Annotated in this window: 17 protein-coding genes; 11 read left to right on the top strand and 6 right to left on the bottom strand. The window is 40.3% G+C overall.

Annotated elements, in window-relative coordinates; translation table 11 throughout:
• Positions 1-76: 76 nt before the first annotated feature.
• Positions 77-382 (bottom strand): hypothetical protein, encoded by a 306-nt coding sequence (locus tag BWD42_RS15875; protein ID WP_139351156.1) that lies wholly within the window; start codon positions 380-382, stop codon positions 77-79.
• Between the two features lie 662 nt (positions 383-1044).
• On the opposite strand from BWD42_RS15875, the gene BWD42_RS15880 reads away from it, so the two are divergent.
• The 5 genes from BWD42_RS15880 (at position 1045) to BWD42_RS15900 (ending at position 4820) form a co-directional block, all read left to right on the top strand.
• Positions 1045-1878, top strand: coding sequence for a helix-turn-helix transcriptional regulator (locus BWD42_RS15880; protein WP_077437394.1), 834 nt, complete (start codon positions 1045-1047; stop codon positions 1876-1878).
• 112 nt (positions 1879-1990) lie between these two features.
• Positions 1991-2848, top strand: coding sequence for a 4,5-DOPA dioxygenase extradiol (gene ygiD, locus BWD42_RS15885; protein WP_217700088.1), 858 nt, complete (start codon positions 1991-1993; stop codon positions 2846-2848).
• 122 nt (positions 2849-2970) lie between these two features.
• Positions 2971-3258: a SelT/SelW/SelH family protein gene (locus BWD42_RS15890; RefSeq protein ID WP_077437396.1), complete on the top strand. Its 288-nt coding sequence runs from the start codon at positions 2971-2973 to the stop codon at positions 3256-3258.
• A 78-nt stretch (positions 3259-3336) separates the two neighbouring features.
• A complete protein-coding gene (locus BWD42_RS15895; RefSeq protein ID WP_175992077.1) occupies positions 3337-4173 on the top strand; it encodes a methylated-DNA--[protein]-cysteine S-methyltransferase in 837 nt (278 codons plus the stop codon).
• Positions 4174-4196: 23 nt separating this feature from the next.
• Positions 4197-4820, top strand: coding sequence for an alpha-ketoglutarate-dependent dioxygenase AlkB family protein (locus BWD42_RS15900; RefSeq protein WP_077437397.1), 624 nt, complete (start codon positions 4197-4199; stop codon positions 4818-4820).
• 93 nt (positions 4821-4913) lie between these two features.
• Here BWD42_RS15900 and BWD42_RS15905 read toward each other — a convergent pair whose 3' ends face one another.
• On the bottom strand, positions 4914-6794 hold the full coding sequence (locus tag BWD42_RS15905) for a M1 family metallopeptidase (RefSeq protein ID WP_077437398.1): 1881 nt from the start codon (positions 6792-6794) through the stop codon (positions 4914-4916).
• 251 nt (positions 6795-7045) lie between these two features.
• Here BWD42_RS15905 and BWD42_RS15910 point away from each other — a divergent pair, with 251 nt between their 5' ends.
• From BWD42_RS15910 to BWD42_RS15925, 4 genes are all read left to right on the top strand, one after another.
• Positions 7046-8266 carry a BamA/TamA family outer membrane protein gene (locus tag BWD42_RS15910; protein WP_254846253.1) on the top strand — a complete coding sequence of 407 codons (1221 nt, stop codon included), beginning with the start codon at positions 7046-7048 and terminating at the stop codon, positions 8264-8266.
• 197 nt (positions 8267-8463) lie between these two features.
• Positions 8464-9273 carry a hypothetical protein gene (locus BWD42_RS15915; protein ID WP_077437399.1) on the top strand — a complete coding sequence of 270 codons (810 nt, stop codon included), beginning with the start codon at positions 8464-8466 and terminating at the stop codon, positions 9271-9273.
• A 19-nt stretch (positions 9274-9292) separates the two neighbouring features.
• Positions 9293-11362 carry a TonB-dependent receptor gene (locus BWD42_RS15920; protein WP_077437400.1) on the top strand — a complete coding sequence of 690 codons (2070 nt, stop codon included), beginning with the start codon at positions 9293-9295 and terminating at the stop codon, positions 11360-11362.
• 11 nt (positions 11363-11373) lie between these two features.
• Positions 11374-14685: a DEAD/DEAH box helicase gene (locus BWD42_RS15925; RefSeq protein WP_077437401.1), complete on the top strand. Its 3312-nt coding sequence runs from the start codon at positions 11374-11376 to the stop codon at positions 14683-14685.
• 102 nt (positions 14686-14787) lie between these two features.
• Here BWD42_RS15925 and BWD42_RS15930 read toward each other — a convergent pair whose 3' ends face one another.
• The 3 genes from BWD42_RS15930 to radC form a co-directional block, all read right to left on the bottom strand.
• Complete coding sequence (locus tag BWD42_RS15930; RefSeq protein WP_077437402.1) at positions 14788-15189, bottom strand: hypothetical protein; 402 nt, start codon at positions 15187-15189, stop codon at positions 14788-14790.
• A 318-nt stretch (positions 15190-15507) separates the two neighbouring features.
• Positions 15508-16257: a class I SAM-dependent methyltransferase gene (locus BWD42_RS15935; protein WP_077437403.1), complete on the bottom strand. Its 750-nt coding sequence runs from the start codon at positions 16255-16257 to the stop codon at positions 15508-15510.
• 15 nt (positions 16258-16272) lie between these two features.
• Complete coding sequence (radC, locus tag BWD42_RS15940; protein WP_077437404.1) at positions 16273-16971, bottom strand: RadC family protein; 699 nt, start codon at positions 16969-16971, stop codon at positions 16273-16275.
• A 164-nt stretch (positions 16972-17135) separates the two neighbouring features.
• Here radC and BWD42_RS15945 point away from each other — a divergent pair, with 164 nt between their 5' ends.
• Both BWD42_RS15945 and BWD42_RS15950 read left to right on the top strand, forming a co-directional pair.
• Entirely contained in the window at positions 17136-17594 is a 459-nt protein-coding gene (locus BWD42_RS15945; RefSeq protein ID WP_077437405.1) for a peptidylprolyl isomerase, read from the top strand.
• 25 nt (positions 17595-17619) lie between these two features.
• Positions 17620-18024: a DUF5606 domain-containing protein gene (locus tag BWD42_RS15950; RefSeq protein ID WP_077437406.1), complete on the top strand. Its 405-nt coding sequence runs from the start codon at positions 17620-17622 to the stop codon at positions 18022-18024.
• Between the two features lie 163 nt (positions 18025-18187).
• Here the strand turns inward: BWD42_RS15950 and murA are convergent, their stop codons facing one another.
• A complete protein-coding gene (gene murA / locus BWD42_RS15955; RefSeq protein WP_077437407.1) occupies positions 18188-19513 on the bottom strand; it encodes a UDP-N-acetylglucosamine 1-carboxyvinyltransferase in 1326 nt (441 codons plus the stop codon).
• Positions 19514-19748: the final 235 nt, after the last annotated feature.

The following is a 19748-nucleotide window of genomic DNA, read 5'->3' on the forward strand; positions in this document are numbered from 1 at the left end:
AAATGAAGTTTTTGATTCTAACTATTTACATAATCAGAATTCTTTTTTTATATCTCTGATCTTGGATCGAATTGAACTAATTCTTGAATTTGTTCATGACTTTCGTTTGTCTACTCGTCACGCTACATGATTGTGTTTTCTTAAAGAACTTTTTGCGCTTCAACTTCCGTATCCGCTTTATTCCGATGGACATTGCATCCCTCTTTATCTTTTTCTGTTTCCCTCCGTTTCCGTTGGGACTGCAAAGGTAGAAATCTTTTTTGAACTTCCAAAAAACTTTTGAAGTTTTTTTTTCTTTTTCTCTTTTCTGATTTCCGCGTTTAAAATAAGCTGAACGGGATTTTAAATCCTGCCAGGCTCTCTTAAACCTTTCTTTTTTCATGGCTGCCTGCTCTCGCGGCAACCGTCCCTCCCTTGCGGAGTGGTGCAAAGATAGGAAGATTGATAACAAACTTCCAAGCTTTTTGTTCTTATTTCTTTTGTTTTTCTGCTAACTGGCTGGAACGGTGGGGGATTGTTTTTCCCAGCAGGGGGGCTAGCGGGGTCCGGCGACACAGAAATGCCGTAATATCTTGCGGACAACGTTAAATCAACTTTTAAATTAAGAGGAGCTTTACCCTAATATGATAGGGGATTAATAGGTACTTTATACGGTTTTATCCGAATAAGGTCCGGACAAGGTCCGAATGAGGTCCCTATAAAGTCCCTATTATTTATGGATTTGTCTCCTAGCTAATGCGAAGTCGAAAGGTGTAGAAATTAAGTCCAATTCAAGAGCGGGCAAAAGCTGAACCGCAGCGCCAAACAACACAAAAAACGCTAAACATGTGAACTAACTCTATGGAACGTAGTTCTTTAAAAGAAAAGCATTCAGAATAGCATATCACAAAATGGGAATAAAGCTGTATATTTCCCCTAGAAAAAATCCCGGTGGCAGAGAATAGACCGAATAATTGTTTTTATAGGAAACGTAATTATATTGTATATAAAAAGCAATTTATCTAAGTTTGGATAATAAGGAATATTTAATCGTTGTCAATAGTTTTGAACGAACTTTTCAAGATATATCAAGTCGATGCAAAAGAAGCACTCCGCATCCAAGAGTCGAAAAATGAAATTCACCAACATGATTTCGAAGAATTGATTATTGGCGTCAAGGGACAGTTAGAACATTTTATCGATTTTAAGTCGAAAACATATCAGGCTCCTTTCGTCAGTTTTGTCGCGCAGGGCAAAAAACACCGGGTAACCCCTCTCCTTCTGGATCAAGAGATCGACTTTTGGGTGATCCGGTTTAAAAGCGAATTCATTCCCGAAACCACCTTCCAGCTCTATGCGCATTTTCATGAAAATTCGACATTAACTTTTTTCCAGCCGCCCTGTTTTTCCAGACTGGTCATCCTCTGCCAAATGATACAACAGGAAACACAACAAGTCATAGTTGATTATGCTGTAATCAAGCAGTTGTTGAGCACAATATTTATTATGATAGAGTCGGAGCGGAAAAAACAGTTTCCCGGCACACAACAACAATTAAAAAACCAGAGCACAACGTTCAGCAGTTTTCTATCCATATTGGAAGAGAATTATCGCCGACCGGAGGGTGTAAACTATTACGCGGAAAAACTTTTTATGTCCGCACGCAATTTAAATCTGATTTGCCAAAGTATACTGCAACAAAGTGTCTCGGAGATCATTGAAACAAGAAAGCTGATCGAAGCCAAAAATCTGCTATTAACAACAAATAAGACCATTTCGGAAATAGGTTTCGAATTAGGTTATCAGGAAAAAGCTTACTTTACCAATGTTTTTAAAAAGAAAGCCGGCATGACCCCATCTGAATTTAGAAATGAAATCCAGAGGCTGATTTCCGAATAATACAACCAATTGACCAAAAAACGCTACCCTGCTCCGGCTTCGGCTACCTAATTTTGTATTAAAAATTAACGCTTATTAATTCCAAATGCATAGGAAGGAGTTTATAAAAATTATGGCAACATTACCCTTATCAGGCATCGCTGGTCCCGCAAGTTCATTACGTAAATTTTGTAATGAACTTAATCCTACGGATAAATTTCCGGTTCTTTTTTTAGGGCACGGAAGCCCCATGAATGCGATTGAAGAAAATGAATTTGTGCAGGGGTTCAGAAAAATAGGACAAACATTCGAAAAACCGAAAGCAATCTTAGTGATCTCAGCGCATTGGGAGACACGTGGAACATTTGTTACCGCCATGGAGCATCCGGCTACAATCCATGACTTTGGAGGTTTCCCGCAAGCTTTATTTGATGTACAATATCCTGCTCCCGGAAGTCCCACCTTAGCCCATGAAACACAGCGCATCGTTACAAAAACAGAAATTCATCTCGACGATAAATGGGGCTTGGATCATGGCTCCTGGTCTGTTGTCAAACATTTATATCCTCATGCTGATGTGCCCATTATTCAGATGAGCATAGATTATACCCAACCGGCTTCCTATCATTACGAAATTGCACAACAACTGGCTGAACTACGCAAAAAAGGCGTCCTAATTATCGGAAGTGGGAATATGGTTCACAATCTCCGAATGGTCGCATGGGACAAACTCAATACAACAGGATATGCTTACGAGTGGGCAACCGTTGCCAATGATAAGATGAAAAAATTTATCCTGGATGGCAACCATCAGGCGCTAATTGACTTCAGACAGCAGGGAAAAGAGTTTGATCTGGCAATCCCCACACCGGAGCACTATCTTCCTTTAATCTATACATTGGCTTTACAGGAAAAAAATGAAGATATATTGTTGTTCAATGACAATGCTGTAGCGGGTTCCCTCACCATGACCTCTTTAAAAATCGGTTAATGGAAGAATAAGAGCAAGACGTGCTAGCTGCCAGCAGCAGATGATTTGTTACAGACGCTTTGATGACAGCGCCAAGATCGGTACATTTGTTTTACAGAAAGCATAATAGCTTAATTTAGATCATGGCAACAAAACCTGTTATCGAAATCGAATACTGTCCAAAATGCAATTGGATGTTGCGTGCGGCCTATATGTCCCAGGAAATTCTGAGCTCGTTCACCGATGATATCCATGGCGTCCTGCTTATTCCGAGCGAAATTTCAGGTCGCTATACCATACGCATCGATGGGGAAGAAATCTTTGATCGAAAGAGAGCCGGCAGATTTCCAGAGATCAAGGAGCTTAAGCAATTGATCCGCGATATTGTTGCTCCCTCAAAATCATTGGGACATTCAGACAAAACATCGTAGCTTTCGCTCACTTTAGCATAAATCGGATTTTATAAACTTCTTCTTCTTAGCAACTTTGTATAAACAAAATGACAGATCATGACTATCCAACAAGAAGTAGATTTTCAACGTATTGCCAAGGCTATACATTTTTTACAGGAAAATTTTAGAACTCAACCCACCTTAGGGCAGATCGCTTCCCATGTCTATATGAGTGAAGCTCATTTTCAACGCATGTTTACGGCCTGGGCAGGCACAAGCCCGAAGAAATTCCTGCAATATATAAGTTTAAATCACGCCAAATCATTATTGAAAGAAAACAATATTGCAGAAACCACATTTCAATTGGGACTTTCAAGTAGCAGTAGGTTGCACGAGCTCTTTATCAACATCGAAGGAATGACACCTGCCGAGTACAAGAATGAAGGCGCCAACCTGCTCATTTCGTATGATTATTATGATACACTTTTTGGCTCTATTATCGTCGCTTCCACCGCCAAGGGTATCTGTCATATTGCATACGAAGAAGATAAAGAATTTGCATTCAAAGCACTCCAAAGGCGTTTTCCTAACGCTAAATTTATGCAGCAAAGAGACATGATGCACGAAAATGCACTCAAAGCACTAAATCCACAGGATGGTGATATCGGTCAGGTGAAATTGCACCTCAAGGGAACGGAGTTTCAATTGAAAGTATGGGAAGCCCTGCTAAAGATCCCGATGGGTAATTTAAGTACTTACGGTTCCATCGCTACTCAGATCGGAAATCCCAAAGCTTCACGCGCGGTAGGTACTGCCGTCGGCAGCAATCCCATCGCATACCTGATCCCCTGCCATCGGGTTATCCAAAACAGTGGTATTTTCGGCGGCTATCGTTGGGATCCGATGCGAAAGACAGCAATGATCGGCTGGGAAAGCCTACATACCGCGATATAAAAAACACAAAAACAAAGGATATCATGGAACTCTTCGACAATCTTTTTGATGGAAAAAAAAACATACTTCCCTACGATGGGACGGTCAATTATTATGGTAAAATACTAGATCAAATACAAGCTGATCACTATTTTGACCGATTAATGAATTCCATTGAATGGGTAAATGATCGTGCCATTATCTTTGGAAATGAAATTATCACCAAACGCAAAGTTGCTTGGTATGGTGAACAGGCTTTTGAATATAGCTATTCCAATACCACCAAAAAAGCCCTCCCCTGGACAAAAGAACTGCTTGAACTAAAAGCACTTGCCGAGCTGAAAACGGAGGAAACCTATAATTCCTGCTTATTAAATTTATATCACAATGGCGATGAAGGCATGGCCTGGCACAGCGACGGAGAAAAAGACCTAAAGAAAAATGGGGCAATTGCTTCATTGAGCTTTGGCGCCGAAAGAAAATTTGCGTTCAAGCACAAAACAACAAAAGAGAAGATCGATCTTATTCTGGGAAATGGTAGTCTGCTAGTCATGAAAGATCTCACCCAGACTTATTGGCTACATCGCCTGCCACCAACAAAAAAGGTTTTTATGCCGCGTATCAATCTTACTTTCAGAACTATCGACAATTATAGCACAGACAGTTAATTTTATATAGCAAAATTTTGAAGTTTTCAGTCAAGTTTAAAGTTTTTTGTATATCCATCTCCCTATAGAAAGGAGATGGACATAGATACATCGTTATTTTACAACTTCCCAGTCATTGTCTTTGGCTGTATAGTCCATAAAAACACCGCCATCCAACGTAATTTTCTTCACTTTCTTTGCGGATGACCAGCTGATTGTTGCCTGTTTTTCATGCTGTTGCCAAATTGCCGGCGTGTGATGTCTGGTTTCCACCGTGCCGTCCGTATAGGTAATCAAGACGTCAAATGGAATAGCAAATCCCCCTACATTGGTGATCGAAAGCGTATTTTTATTTCCGGATTGTCTGAAACTATCCACCTTTAAATCAATATAATTATTTGTAAAATACCAATTCTTCCAGAACCAGTTTAAATTCTGGCCAGCTCCAGCATTGATACTGAAAAAGAAATCCCATGGTGTTGGATGTTTACCATGCCAAAGATCCATATAATGATGCAAGGCTTTTTTGAATACCGCATCCCCTAAATAATCCCGCAATGCGATATAGGATAAGGCGGCTTTAATATAAGCGTTATTTCCGTATCCCAAACCATTTAACTGTGAAGTCATGGTAATCAAAGGCTGATCCTCTTCTGTGGACGGATCAGAAATATATCGTTTCACACGTGAATCTTTAAAGAGCTCCTTGTTCTTTTCGGCCCCGATTTCTGCATTACCAATCCAAAATTCAAGTGCAGTAGCCCAGCCTTCGTCCATATACCCATATCGGGTTTCATTAATTCCCATATAAAATGGAAAATAGGTGTGCGCGATCTCATGATCTGCTGTTTGTCGTGCATCGACAAAATTATCAGGTACACTTGAATCATTGATCATCATCGGGTATTCCATATCCGCAAACCCTTGTACTGCAGTCATCGTCGGGTAAGGATAGGTCACACCGGGCCAATTTTTGGAAAACCAGTCGATGCAATATTGCTGCCAGCCAATATACTGTTCAAAATCAGGAGTACCGGCGACGTAACTGGATTGTACACTGACGCGTTTCGTTCCTAAATCCACACTACCGGCGTCCCAAATGTAATTGTCACTCACACTGAAACAAAAATCTGGAACATAAGTCGCTTTAAACCTCCACTTGTTCCAATCCTGCTGTGCGGTCACCCTACCCTCTTTCATCTCAGATGCTGTAGCAACATGAATAGGCACATCACTTTGCTTCGATTGCTCAAAACGTTCTAAAATAGGTTTCTGTAAAACCTCTGCAGCATTCTGAAGCTCTCCTGTAGCCCATACAACAAAATTTTTAGGAACAGTAATTTCAAACTGATAATCATTGAAACCATTATAGAACTCCTGTCTGCCGTTATGTTCCAAAACGTCCCAGCCATTGTAATCATCATATACAGATATACGTGGATAAGAATAAGCACAATAAAAAGTAGATGCATTGAGGAGGCCTTCTCGATCACTCTCCACCGATAAAGGATATTCCCAGCTAATCTCTAAGGTAGCCACCGTTCCGGGAAGGATTTTCTGTCCAAAATCACCAAGCTTGACTGTCCCCCATTCCCCACTGTTCACCTCATAAACCTGCCCGTTGAGCTTAAATGATTTTATTTTTAGCCCTGATGTCAGGTAGTCGTCAGAGGCATAATTAGCTCTTACGGCATTAGGCTTGTGCACATTATTCACAAATCGGATCGCCAATTGCTTTAAGGTGTCGGGGCTATTATTGGTATACAAAATTGTCTCACTTCCATGAACTGTTTTCGCAGCAGGATCCAACTGTACTTTCACATCATATTTCCCAAAGTTTTGCCAGTAATTTTTGCCCGGCACACCAGTTATAGTACGCGTACCTTTTTCAATGGCCTGCTTAATATTTCTTGGCATATAGAGTTCCTGTGCTTCTACAAAGCCAGTGATCAGCAGTAAGGCTAAACTGCAGCAATATATATTTTTCCTGATCATATTTCCGAATTAGATAATCAAAACTAAGATAAATTTGCGCTTACTTCCAAGTTTAATTACCGGATTCTGTCCTTCTGTGGAAAATAACCCTGACCATAGCATTGACCATAAGCTTATGCCAATTCATCTGGACAAATGGTCTTACCACGCATATTCGCCTATGCAACGATACATGCTGTGGGGGTTGGCTTTATCGCTTTAGAAAACATTTTAATATTTTTGACGTTTAGATTGAAGATAAACCCGAAGGTATGCAGCAATTTTTACGTCGTCATAATTTATTCACGTTCTGTTTTTTCCTACCTTGCTTCCTACTGCTATCCAATAGGCTTGTGGCTCAATCCGAAACTGAAATTGATTCGACCTCCTTCTATAAAAAACAACGTGACTCTATTCTGGCCAATCAATATGACATCTCGGATCTAATTGGCCGGATTATTCACCCCAAACGCAAAAAGGAAAGATCGAGTAAACGTTCTCCGATTACCCTGATGCCAAACATCGCTTATAATCCGACGATTGGCGGACAGATAGGAATCAAGGCCGTTGCCGGAAAAGTACTGGGCGATCCAAAAACGACAACCATGTCGATTGCAGCAACGTCTGCCTCCATTACCACCAAAAATATTATGGTTTTCTACATTAGCCATAATGTATTTACTCCAAACAATAAGTTAAACTTTCAGGGAGCTTTTGCGTTGGTCAAAATGGTGGCGCTTGATGCTGGCTTAGGTATGACCCCACAGGGAAAATGGACTAATGAGGCGGAGGAAATACTTGCCAATCCGGAACATAAAAAATATGGAGCCAAATACAACGCCTTTACTTTTAATGAAAAAGTCTATAAAAAAGTTGCGGATGGTTTATTTTTAGGGGCCGGATTGGCATTCGACCTGCGCCGAAAAATAACAAGCAGTGGCCCAAATGGAGATATTACACCAAACACCATTTATACCGAAAAGCATGGATTTGCTCCAGATAGCTACAACTCCAACGGCCTCTTATTGAATATGCAGTATACCACCCGTGATAATCCCAACAGACCTTATAAGGGGATCTATTCGGACATTGGCCTGCGGTGGAACACAACATTGCTGGGCAGTAGCAAAAGTGCTGTCCAACTAACAACCGACTTTCGTAAATACTTTAGTTTATCGCAATCAGATCCGGCACATGTACTCGCCTTTTGGTATTGGGGTTCTTACAAGCTTGGCGGTGTCCTCCCTTATTTTGACCTCCCGGGAACAGGAAGAGATGCTGCAGTAAGGACTGGTCGTGGTTATACCGTTGGTTATTTCAAAGGACTTTCTTTTGCCTATGCCGAAACAGAATACCGTTTCCCTATTTTAAAAAATCGTTTTTTAAGCGGGGCTGCATTTTTTAATCTCCAAAGTGCTAGCGATGAATTGGGGACAAAATTATTTGAAAGATGGCAGCCGGGGGGGGGGTGCCGGATTACGTGTCCTATTTAACAAAGCCACCCGAACAAATCTTTGTCTTGATTATGCTATAGGAAAATATGGATCCCGTGGCTTCTTCCTTGGATTGAACGAAGCATTTTAATTTAACCTAAACAAGCAAGCGTTCTTTTCTACAAAATCATTAAATTAGCCGATATTGTGACTCTGTCTAAAATCCGTTAGATGGATTCTCCATTGAAGATAAATACATGAATTTACAGACGACTTTTCTATCTATTTTGCTTTTGGGTTTGGTATCCTGTCAGCAGATCACGCAATCTAATCCTCGGGTTATTTCGACGAAAGACAGTGCTGTCGATCATCAAAATCAACAGATTACCGAAAGTCGCCACGCCTTAACTCCTGTATTTGATACGTCTACCTATTCGAATCCACAGACAGAGGAAATGGCCAGTCAGCAACGGCAACAGTTAACCAAACTAGCTGATGCGGGGCTCTTTGAAAAATTCGATCTAAAACTGCGTGCAGATCTAGGGGAAGACCAAAAAGATTATTTTGAGCATCATGCGTATCTTCATATTCTGGCGCAAACAAAAGGGGATATTTTTGGAAATAAAGCGAATGATGTCGCATACATTGTCTATGAAACAGGAAAGCATCAGATTGAAATCCTATTTTTTGATCAAAAAAATAAGCTTTTTAAAACATTGTATCGGGATATACAGGTATCAAATTTACTGCGTCAATCGGATTGTTATTATGCGAATGGGACAGTGGATTACAGCATTGCAGCAGAATTGATCTATCAAGAGGATTATATACGCTCAAGTCAATCAAATTATTTGATGGATGAAAATGCATTCTCGATTGAAAATATTTCAACCAATAACAGATTCGATCTCAAACGTGGGTGCTTAAGCAAGGATTTTTCAACGGATAAAATGTCCAATACCTTATGTATGCCGACGAGTTCGGTATATGCCAATTATCAATGTTTGAAATACAACAAGGCCAAGGCGGTTTTTGAATTATATTTTAGCCAGGAATTTGCAGACTAAGCCTATCTTACCAATAGCAATGAAAAAAAAACACCTAATTGCCGCGATTTTTCTATGCGGTAAATTATATGCCCAAACAGCTGACAGCACGCACAACAGGCTTGAACAGGTCGAAATCAAAGCTTATTTCAATAAACAACCTTTGCTAAGGCTGACGTCATCCGCTGCTGTATTAGGTCAACAGCATATCCAATCCCAGCAATCCTCGAGTCTTGTCGCTGTAATGAATACGGTACCCGGAATACGTATGGAAGAACGCTCTCCGGGGAGCTATCGTTTGGCATTACGCGGCAGTATGCTCCGTTCTCCGTTTGGCATCCGCAATGTCAAGATCTATCTCGATGATTTTCCACTTACAGATGCAGGGGGAAATACCTATCTGAATCTGATAGATCCTTACGCGATCGATCAGATCAATATTTTGAAAGGTCCAGATGGTTCTATATACGGCGCCAACTCCGGCGGGGTAATTTCACTCTACAGCAAAGGTTTTAATACCCTAGCCAAACCCCAAGTCAGCTTACAGCTAACAGGGGGTTCCTATGGCTTATTCCAACAGCAGCTCAATGCTGTACTTCCAATCAATCAGACTCAACAATTGGCTATCAATCAGAGCTGGACACGCAGCGACGGTTATCGTCAACATTCATCGCTAAACAGGAAAAACATCCAACTGAACTATAACTGGCATTATGCCAAGCGTTCAGAACTCAAATTCACGGGATTCTATACCGATCTAGCGTATCAAACTCCCGGAGGTCTTACTGCGGCACAGATGGAGAGCGATCGCCGCCAATCCCGTCCCAAAGCCGGACCGAACCCAAGTGCCGCGGAACAAAAAGCGGCAATCTATGATAAAACCATTTTTGGCGGTGTAAGTAACCTAACGAGTATCAGTTCCAAATTAACCTTGTTTGCCAATGTATTCGGCTCGTCCAACCAGATCAAAAATCCCTTTATCACTAATTACGAAAAAAGGGATGAGAAAAACTTAGGAACACGGCTATATTTATCCTACGTAGATCAACTCTACAAAAAAGTAAAGTATGAACTGCAAATGGGTATAGAGGCTCAAAAAGGCTGGTACGATATAGATAATTATGACAATAACCAAGGGCAGGCCGGAAGTCCACAGGCCAAAGACAAACTGGAAAATAGTCAGCAGACATTCTTTGCACGTGCACAGCTAGCCTGGTCCGAGCGGTTACAGGTCGAATTATCCATGGGGCTAAATACGAATAAAATAGCCTATCAACAACGCTATCCGACTGAACAGAAAGATAAATCGCATATCGATTTTGGCAACACCTGGATGCCACGGGCCGCTGTCTCCTACATGCTGGCTCCAACATTCGCAGCCCGGGCTTCAATTTCAAAGGGATTTTCTGCACCAACGATTGCGGAAGTGCGCTCATCAGACAATGCGATCAATGACGAACTCAGACCAGAAATCGGCACCAACCATGAATTCGGTATACGCTGGCATCTGTGGAACCGTCGAATGATATTGGATGCGGCCGCATACAGCTACCAAATGGAGAATGCCATCATCCGGCAGGTACGCGAAACCGGAGCAGAATATTTTCAGAACGCAGGAAAAATAGATCAAAAGGGATTTGAGGCGTCCATACTACTTTATTTGATAACACCCAAGTCGGCTGGGCTCATCCGTAGCCTACGGGTTGGAAGCAACCTCTCCCTAAATAACTATTCTTTTAAAAACTACCAGGTTGGGGATAAAGATTATACTGGCAACAAACTTACTGCGGTACCAAAAACAGTTTGGGTAAACAGCTTAAATGTGCTTTTCCCCTGTGAGCTTCGTTTGGACCTACTTTCCAATTTGACCGCAGCCATACCATTGGACGATGCCAATACTGTATTTGCAAAACGGTACCACCTTTTGCAAGGCAAAATATCCTGGAGCAAAGCTATAAGTCATAGGTACAAAGTTGGTATTTTTGCTGGTGCTGACAATCTGCTGAACCAAAAGTATAGTCTAGGTAATGACATTAATGCTTTCGGTGGCCGGTATTTCAATCCAGCACCATTGCGAAATTACTATGGCGGTATGAATTTTAATTTTTAATCTAACCGAGTATGGAGTTCCATCAACATACATTAACAACAATAGATTTCGGGACAGTAAGTCGGTATTCTTATTTTCCGTGGATGGACACCATCCTGGGAAATATCCAGATCAATGTCCAGGAGATGGAATTTAATCAGGCGACCTTTCAGGTAATCGAAAGCTACACGAATTTTCAGGTAATGGTTATTTACAAATCACCTGTCACTTCCCTGTTCTGCAACTGTGCGCAAACAGGCTTTTGTACACACCAAAAAGCAACATTAACCAAGCTATTCGGACAAGAAAACTGGCTATCTTTTTTCGACTTTAACCGTTATCGAAATCTACTTAAAAAAGCTGCCGTTCAATATGGTTTGGAAAATGAACCCTCGCTGGAAAACTACTTTTCAGCCCAGGTCAAAAATGCTGAGCTGCAATTCGTTTTAAAAGACAAGCAGCTCACCTCTATAGACGATTTTGATCTACTCGAGCCATCGACCAAACAACCCAAAACTTCCGGAGAACACCAACATACTTTTATTGTATTAACCCGCAATCGCTACTATAAGCAATTACAGGTATTGTTATGCCAGTCAACGCTTTCGAAATCGGGTACCCCAAAAAATCCCATTTCGCTCCTGGAAAGTCAAACGCGCATTTGGCAGACTGACTCTGTCGAAGAAACCCAGTTTTTTGCGGCAATCAACCTGCTGGCCCAACCTTTACAGCAAGCAGATGTCACCATTGAAAGGAGTTTGCGTGCCATTGCCAAAAATCCATTGGCAATAGATTTTTACCTACACGATTATGAGAAAGCAGAGAATATAACGGCTACATCATTATCCCCGGTTCAGCTCAGCTCAAACAAAGGAAATATCAGATTATTTGTGGAACAAAACGATGCATTCTATAGCATCAAAGGGGAACTATCCATTCATGGTATCGTTTATGACCTGCAGGATCTGAATATTCTTTTTGATCAGTTCATCCTGATAAAAAAACAGCTTTTCCTTGTAGAGAATAAACTCCATCTCAAATTGATTCGTTTATTTGGGAACAAAGGCGATCAATTGCGCATACATCGCAACAAGTTCAAAGAGTTTAACGAATTATTTCTAGATCCTCTTGCCAATTCAGTAGAATTAAATTTCAAAGATATCCCCAAAGCGAGCAAACCGCAACTGAAGGAAAACCTGTACTATGAAGATATACAGGCACTCATTTTTCTGGAAGAATCAGAAGATTTCGTAAATATTATACCGGTCATGCGTTATGGGGATGTTGAAGTTCCTATACTGAGTAAGAGAAACATATTTGGAACCGATGCAAAGGGATCCCAATTTTTGGTAGAACGCAAAAAAGAACTAGAAACCAAAGTGATCTCGTTGCTACTCAAGCAACATGCCTACTTTCAGGAACAGTTGGATGACGATAGCTTTCAACATCTTTATTTGCACCGTAAATATTTCTTGGATAAAAACTGGTTTCTGAATGCATTCGATGAATGGCGTAATCATGGTATCCAGATTATTGGGTTCAATACCATAAGGGGAAATAAGCTGAGCCAGTTTAAAGGCAAAATACAGATCGAGGTATTAAGTGGACAAAATTGGTTTAATGCCACTGTACAGGTCAAATTTGGGCCCAAGAGCGTCTCATTGAAAAAACTTGAAAAGGCAATTCGAAACCGTTCCCAATTTATCGCCCTGGATGATGGCACACTCGGTATTTTACCTGAGGAATGGCTAGAAAAATTTGAGGCTTACTTTAACGCAGCAGAAATTATAGAAGATGAACTTATTCAGATACCCAAGTATAAGTTTAATGAAATAGACCAGCTTTTTGATAAACAAGACATGGATCAGAAAGTATCTACTGAGGTCAGCCATTTAAAAAATCAGCTTTCCACATTGGCAACATATCCACCGGTACAATTACCGGAGATTTTTGTCGGAGATTTACGGCCTTATCAACAGCAGGGGCTGCAATGGCTCAATTTTTTGGACAAGCTAAATTTTGGAGCCTGCCTGGCCGATGATATGGGATTAGGCAAAACCGTCCAAATCCTCGCCTTTCTAGCGACCCAAAAAGCAAAGGGAATGCCTCCGACACTATTGGTTCTCCCCACCACACTGATTTTTAACTGGAAACATGAAATTCAGCAATTTCTGCCTTCATTTAACACCATGATTCTTGAAGGGCCAAACCGAAGCGACATCGCGGATCAGTTTGAAAAACTGGATATTGTGCTTATTTCTTACCACAACCTATTGACCGATATCAATAGATTAAAGAAACTGACATTCAACTATGTCATACTTGATGAATCTCAGCACATCAAAAATCCGGATTCACAGCGGTACAAAGCGGTAAATCTATTGCGGTCGAGAAACCGTATTATTCTAACAGGAACGCCTATTGAGAATAATACGATGGATCTATTTGCACAGCTTTCTTTTACTGTTCCGGGTCTATTGGGGAATAAAAAGTATTTTAAGGACGTGTATACAACTCCGATTGATGCTTTTCACGATCGCAAAAGAAAAAAAATGCTGAAGGAAAAAATCAAACCTTTTATCCTGCGGAGAACCAAGCAAGATGTCCTGGATGATCTCCCCGCAAAAAATGAATTGGTGCTCTATTGTGAAATGAAAACTGCACAACGCAGGATCTATGATCTCTATGAAAAAGAATTCCGCGAGTTTATCTCAGCCAAAGACGGGGATGAAATCAAGAAAAGCCCCATGCATGTCCTTAAAGGTTTAACCAAATTACGTCAGATCTGTAATTCCAGTAAATTACTCCAAAGTGAAGACCTAACATCGGCGGAAGATTCGGCAAAGATTGAAATGCTTGTGGAACAGATCCAACATAAAAAAGATCAACATAAAATCATTGTATTCTCGCAATTTGTGAGCATGTTGCGACTGATTAAAGAAGCATTGGATAAAAATGGGATACCGTCGCTTACGCTGACGGGTCAGTCCAGAAACCGTGGGCAGCTGGTCAGCGATTTCCAATCCGATCAAAATATCCGCGTTTTTCTCATCAGCCTCAAGGCCGGAGGTACAGGTCTTAACCTTACAGCGGCAGATGTTGTCTACCTGGTCGACCCCTGGTGGAATCCGGCCGTGGAACAGCAAGCGATCGATCGCATTTATCGTATTGGTCAACGGAAGGATGTCACTGCCGTTCGTCTGATCAGCCCAAACACCGTTGAGGATAAAATCCAGACACTACAACAACATAAGAAGGAAATCAGTAGCACTATTCTCGAATATGGAGGAAGTTTAAACACTTTTTACCTCGATAAGGATTATCTACTAAAAATATTACGGTAGAAGAAATTGTGATACGTAAAAGGGACATCCATGGATGTCCCTTTTACGTATCACAATTTCTTCATAACAATATTATAAAAACATTTTAACGTCACTATATTATTATTTGATGACCTGCTTTCTGTATTTCGAATCAATTATATATTTTACCCCTTTTGCATCCACAAAAACTTGCTTTCCATCGTAACGTTCGTCGAGCTGTTTATCAAGTGCCACGCGATATAATGTACTTGTACCGGAAGAAGAGTATTTTATCTCTGCTTTAGGTTTGTTATGCTCCACAATGGGGTTGGTAGTCTCAGCTGTCCAGTCACTTACCTTATCGATAGTTTCTTTCGCCCCTGTGCTCTTAGTTTTATCATTGGTGACCGGAGCTAATGCAACCATATTAGCATGGATATTTAAAGGAAAAAAAGGATCTATCCAACGATTAGCCAAATGAAAGTTTCCTTCTCCATTACCGAAGGAAGTAAACTGTTGACCCTTTGACCGGCTTGCCAACATGAAAATTGGCAATAAAACTAAAAACCGTCTAAAGAATATTAAATCAACTCCAAACATATCTTTTTAACTTATCCCTCAACTACTTCCAAATAAAATGCCATGTCCCTTTTTCAATGGTATGTTTAACATTTTTTTAACTATCAGTACTGTATTCCTATCCTATTTAACTGGGGACCATAAAAAAGGAATGCCCTTTCCTATAAAAGCCTTCCTAAACATATGACAACACTAAAGACATCCTTTCCCTTACCGGGCGTGTTTTCAATGTAAAAAGAACAGCTGTTGTCCAAGAGCTTCCACGCATTCGCCGGGCTTATTTTAACTGATATAGATCTCGGTAATATATTTAAACACGATACGTTTAGAAATTGCATACTTTTCAAATAGTAAACGGAGGTCATCGTATAAGGTTTTATTTTCATCCCCATCTTTCGGGAAATAAGAAGATGACCTCACTCTTCCCAGAAAGGATTTCAGATCAAACACTTGTTGATTCTGCAAAGAAACTTTTGTCATTGGCCTATCCACAAAAAAATCCCGAAGATCTTCATCACTTATATTTTTGTGACTGACAGATTGATAAGTAGGAATATGCTGACGTAAAAATTGTTCATATTCCTGCTGGAAAGCATCTGTCGGGTCCCGTTGATTCCAGACCAGTACGATATGACCGCTTTTCGTGAGAATACGATTAAATTCCTTATAACAGGCGTTACGATCAAACCAATGAAAAGATTGACCAGCGAAAATCAGATCTACACAGCCCGACTCTATGGATGTATCTTCGGCGGTCGTATTTAATGCGATTAAATTCCGGTATGTTTTAAAATGATGTACAAGGGATTCGCGCATCTCCCGGTTTGGTTCAACGGCAAAGACATCATTTCCGTTTTCCAAAAATAGCTGTGTCGATAAACCTGTACCACTACCGATATCTGCAACCAGCCATCTCTTATTGAAACCGATCTTTTCGCTAAGAATCTGAATAATTTCTTTTGGATAATTGGGTCTAAATTTCTCATAATCCACTACCCTATCTGTAAATCGCTCAATATTATTTTTGTTCATGTTAGATTCCTATAGCTAATCTATTATATCTTCATCTCTGAAGCTATAATATCCATTGTCAGTAAAGATCAGGTGATCATTTACCCTAATATCCATAATTTTTGATGCTTCAACAATTTTTTGCGTCAGAATTCTGTCAGCATTACTGGGTTGCAAAGTGCCAGAGGGATGATTGTGAATCAGTACGATGGAATGGGCTTTTATTGCAAGGGCATTTCTCAGAATGATGCGGACATCGACAGGAGTGAAATCATTTCCGCCACGACCAATAAGTTGCTGATCCAATAATTTGCATCCGGTATTCAGGTAGAGTGTCCAAAACTCCTCATGCGGTAAATCCTGTAAAATAGGTTTCATAAAATCATATACACGTTTACTGCTATTCAAAACTTTTCTTGCCTCGGACGGAGATTCCTTCTTACGTCGTGCCAGCTCCAATGCGGCGATGATGGATATCGCTTTGGCCTCACCAATACCTTTATATCGACTCAATTCGTTGACATCCATCTTTGAAAGCGTATCCAAGCTATTGTTGACATCCGCTAAAATTCGTCGGCAAAGTGCTACAGCACTTTCATCCATCGAACCCGAGCCAATCAGAATCGCCAATAGCTCCGCGTCGGAAAGAGCTCTCCTTCCCTGACTTACTAATTTCTCGCGGGGTCGATCTGCCTCGGACCATTCCCTGATAACTAATTTATGCAGATTTGACATGATTTAAATTATAACCGGCTAGCTGACATAAATATAAAAAATATTTCACATTATTCTAAAGGTCATCCCGCGACAAATCATGCAATTTTAAAAAATGGAATCTGCGAATTACTTCGCATTTCACTCTGAAACATTATCTTTGTATTTCATAAAAATTTTTGAACATGAGTAAAGCGATTATTAAAACAGAAAAAGGCGACATGACTGTGCAATTCTACACAGCTGATGCTCCAAATACAGTAGCAAATTTCATTAAACTTGCTAAATCAGGTTATTATGATGGATTGGCTTTCCACCGTGTTATCCCTGATTTTGTGGTTCAAGGTGGTTGTCCAAATTCACGCGAAGGCGCTGCAGGTATCCCTGGAACTGGTGGCCCCGGTTATAAAATCGACTGTGAATTAACAGGAGAAAATCAGTACCATGATAGAGGTGTATTGTCGATGGCTCATGCCGGACGCAATACAGGTGGTTCTCAATTTTTCATTTGCCATAGCCGCAACAACACAGCGCACTTGGACCGTAACCATACTTGTTTCGGAAAAGTAATCGAGAATGTTGATGTAGTAGACGATATCAGACAAGGAGACCGCATTTTATCAATTGAAGTAATCGAAGATTAATTCTGGAGGTTTAAAAAAAATTAAGATGAATTTAAGAGCATTAGTATCTGTAACTGGTAAACCAGGATTGTTCAAATTGGTTGGACAAAATAAGGGTGGTTTTATTCTGGAAACCCTTGATCAAGCAAAAATTAAGACAGTGGTAAGTTTATCTTCAACAAAAATGGCAACATTGGAAGATATCACGATTTATGGTGACGAAGAAGAAATCCGCCTTTTGGATATATTTGAGACCATTAAAGAAAAAGGATTGACCTTGCCTGATACAAAATCGGATGCTGCTACATTGCGAGAGTTCTTCCGCGAAGTCGCTCCTGGTCATGATGAATCCCGTGTATATACATCAGATATCAAAAAAGTGATCACTTGGTACAATATTATCAAAGAGTTTCCTTTATTTGAAGAAGAAGCACCAGCTCCTTTGGTATAATGGGATAGCGAATAAATAGAAAAGGAGTTGACAGAGTCAACTCCTTTTCTATTTATTCAAGTTTTGTTATTCCTATCTAGTTTCACAGAAAAGCCCTAGATTCTCTCCAGGGCTATAATTATAAAAATTTATCTTGTATGGATTACTTTTTCCAAAATGGATACTAGTGACCTTTTGGTTCAACATCTACACGTTTGATATCTGCCCCTAGCTTACGTAAACGCTCCTCGATATCCTGATAGCCACGTTCGATCTGCTCGATATTGTGAATCACAGATTTACCTTTTGCAGATAATGCCGCGATCAATAAGGATACTCCTGCACGGATATCTGGAGATGTCATTTCGATACCCTTCAGTGTGTGTGATTTGTTCAAACCAATGACAGTAGCACGGTGCGGATCACATAAAATAATCTGTGCACCCATATCGATCAATTTGTCGACAAAGAACAGTCTACTTTCAAACATCTTTTGGTGAATCAAAACATTTCCCTTTGCTTGTGTTGCCACTACGAGAATAATACTCAATAGATCCGGTGTGAATCCAGGCCATGGCGCATCCGATATGGTCAGGATAGAACCATCTATAAATGTATCAATTTCGTAAGAATCCTGAGCCGGAATAAAGATATCATCCCCGCGTAGTTCAAACTGAATCCCTAAGCGAGAGAATACCGATGGAATTACACCCAGTTCCTGGAAACAAACATCTTTAATAGTAATTTCAGAACCTGTCATTGCGGCTAATCCAATAAAAGAGCCGATCTCGATCATATCAGGTAACATGCGGTGAGATGTTCCGCCAAGGCGTTCTACACCTTCAATGGTCAATAAATTGGATCCAATACCCGATATCTTTGCTCCCATCCGGTTCAACATCTTACAGAGCTGTTGCAAATAAGGTTCGCACGCCGCATTGTAAATGGTTGTTGTTCCTTTGGCCAATACAGCAGCCATAACGATATTTGCTGTACCAGTAACAGAAGCTTCGTCCAATAAGATGTAGTTACCTTTTAGTTCAGTAGCATCCACATTAAAAAAATGTGTTGAAGCATCGTAAACAAATTTGGCTCCTAGTTTTTCAAAGCCCAGAAAATGGGTATCCAAACGTCGGCGCCCAATTTTATCACCCCCTGGTTTTGGAATGGCAGCCTTCCCAAATCTAGCCAACAATGGTCCGACAATCATAATAGAACCACGCAAGCCACCACCTTTCTCTTTAAATTCAGGCGATTGGAAATAATCTATATTAATATCTTTCGCTTCAAAAACGTAAGTATCTTTGTCTATCCGATCAATCTTAACGCCTAACGCGCCTAATAGATCAATTAATTTATTGACATCCTTAATATCGGGAATATTACTGATGGTCATGGGTTCCTCAGTCAGTAAAACTGCTGACAGAATCTGTAAAGCTTCATTTTTTGCTCCCTGAGGAATAATCTCTCCCTTTAACGGTTTTCCACCGATTATTTCAAATGCATTCATTTATATAACTGATATCTTCTTATTACACCAAAACCCGGCTTATAATTTAGCTTATGCCACTAAATGACATTGCGGGATTCTTAAAATCAACGAAATTATACTAAAAAATTTTATGGCATTGTCCGATCAACAAATCAAGATCGCATCAGATTTTATTAATCCAATATCTAAACCAAAGCTGACAGACAAATCCATGCTATAAATAAAGAAGGCAATTGTAAAGAAATCTATGAAT

This window comes from Sphingobacterium sp. CZ-UAM (assembly GCF_002000245.1).
Classification (GTDB): Bacteria; Bacteroidota; Bacteroidia; order Sphingobacteriales; family Sphingobacteriaceae; genus Sphingobacterium.